Below are 1,480 nucleotides of genomic sequence, written 5' to 3'. Positions count from 1 at the left end.
ACACAACAGGTCACCCGACGTGGGTCGGTTGGTCGCCCCGGGGGCGGGGGGGGGGGGGTGGAGGGGGGGGGGGGGGGGGGGAGGGGAGGGGGGGGGTGCCCCCCCCCCCCCCCCCCCCCCCGCTTCCCTTTCCCCGTACGGCTACGAGCGGCGGCGGGGCGCCCCGCGGCGGGTGCTCTTGGCGCCGCCGGAGCGGGCGGGACGGCCCTTGGCGGCGCCGCGGCCCCGGCCGCCGGTGCCGGCCTTCTTCGCGGGGCCGTCCTGCTTCTTCTTCCCCTCGGTGTCCTTGCCGTCGGTGCGGGCGGCGGGGCGGCCGCGGGTGCTGTTGACGGTGCGGCCGCGGACGATGCCGATCATGTCCTCGACCAGCTCGGCCGGGTCCTCCTTGGGCCAGGACAGCGCGACGCGGGAGACGGGGGCGTCGGTCAGCGGCCGGTAGGTGAGGTCACGGCGGTGGTGGAGGCGGGCCAGCGACTGCGGGACGGCGAGCAGCCCGATCCCGGCGGCGACCAGCTCGATCGCGTCCGCGGTGGTCTCCGGGCGGGTGAACGCCTCCTCGCCGGGCGGCGCCTCCCAGCCGAGGGTGTCGTCGAGGGGGTGCAGCACGGTCTCCTCGGCGAGATCGGCCGTGGTGACCTCCTCCGCCGCGGTGAGCAGATGGTCCTTGGGGACCACGACGACGGTCGTCTCGGTGTAGAGCGGGATGGCGTGGAGGTCGTCGCCGTCGACGGGCAGCCGGACGAAGCCCGCCTCCGCCTCGCGGGCGCGCAGCGTCGCCTGCGCGTCGGCGGCGGGCACCGGTACGAGGGTGAGGGGGACGTCCGGCAGCCGTTCCTGCCAGATCCGCACCCATTTACCGGGGATCACGCCGGGGACGTACACGAGGCGGAACGACGGGGTTGCTTCCGAGCCTGTCACGCCGCAAGGGTATCCGGTCGTGGTCGGCGGCCGCCCCGGCGCTCGATACCCTTGACCTCATGAAGTCCCAGCAGACCACCCAGACCATGAAGCCCGCGACGGCGGCCAAGAAGCTGGGCGTGTACCTCCAGGCCACGCCCGCCGCATTCCAGGAGGGCGTCGTCTCCCGCGCGGAGCTGAACGCGCTGCAGACCGAGCCGCCGCAGTGGCTGGCGGACCTGCGCCGCAACGGCCCGCACCCGCGTCCGGTGGTGGCGGCCAAGCTCGGCGTCTCCATCGCGGGTCTGGCCCGGGGCGGCGTCACCGAGCCGCTGACCACCGAGCAGATCGACGCGCTGAAGCAGGAGCAGCCCGAGTGGCTGGTGCGCGAGCGCGCCACCCAGGCCGAGGTGCGCAAGGAGGCCGTGCGCATCAAGGAGAAGCAGGCGGCGGACCGCGCGAAGAAGGAAGCCGGCGAGGCGCAGTCCTGAGCCGTGTCGGGGGGGGGGGGGGGGGGGGGGGGAGGAGGGGAGGGGGGGGGGGGGGGGGGGGGGGGGGGGGGGGGGGGGGGGGGGGGGGGGGT

General features: G+C 76.3%; 2 protein-coding genes. One reads left to right on the top strand and one right to left on the bottom strand.

Going from position 1 to position 1,480, the window contains the following annotated elements; all coding sequences use genetic code 11:
- Positions 1-141: 141 nt before the first annotated feature.
- A complete protein-coding gene (locus tag ACZ4U4_RS24100) occupies positions 142-918 on the bottom strand; it encodes a LysR family substrate-binding domain-containing protein (protein ID WP_467877939.1) in 777 nt (258 codons plus the stop codon).
- A 59-nt stretch (positions 919-977) separates the two neighbouring features.
- On the opposite strand from ACZ4U4_RS24100, the gene ACZ4U4_RS24095 reads away from it, so the two are divergent.
- Entirely contained in the window at positions 978-1,388 is a 411-nt protein-coding gene (locus ACZ4U4_RS24095; RefSeq protein ID WP_467877936.1) for a DUF5997 family protein, read from the top strand.
- The last annotated feature ends 92 nt before the right edge of the window (positions 1,389-1,480 follow it).

This window comes from Streptomyces sp. NPDC029159 (genome assembly GCF_055564055.1).
The sequence above is the reverse complement of the archived record's forward strand: the minus strand, read 5'-3'. Positions and strand labels throughout refer to the sequence as shown.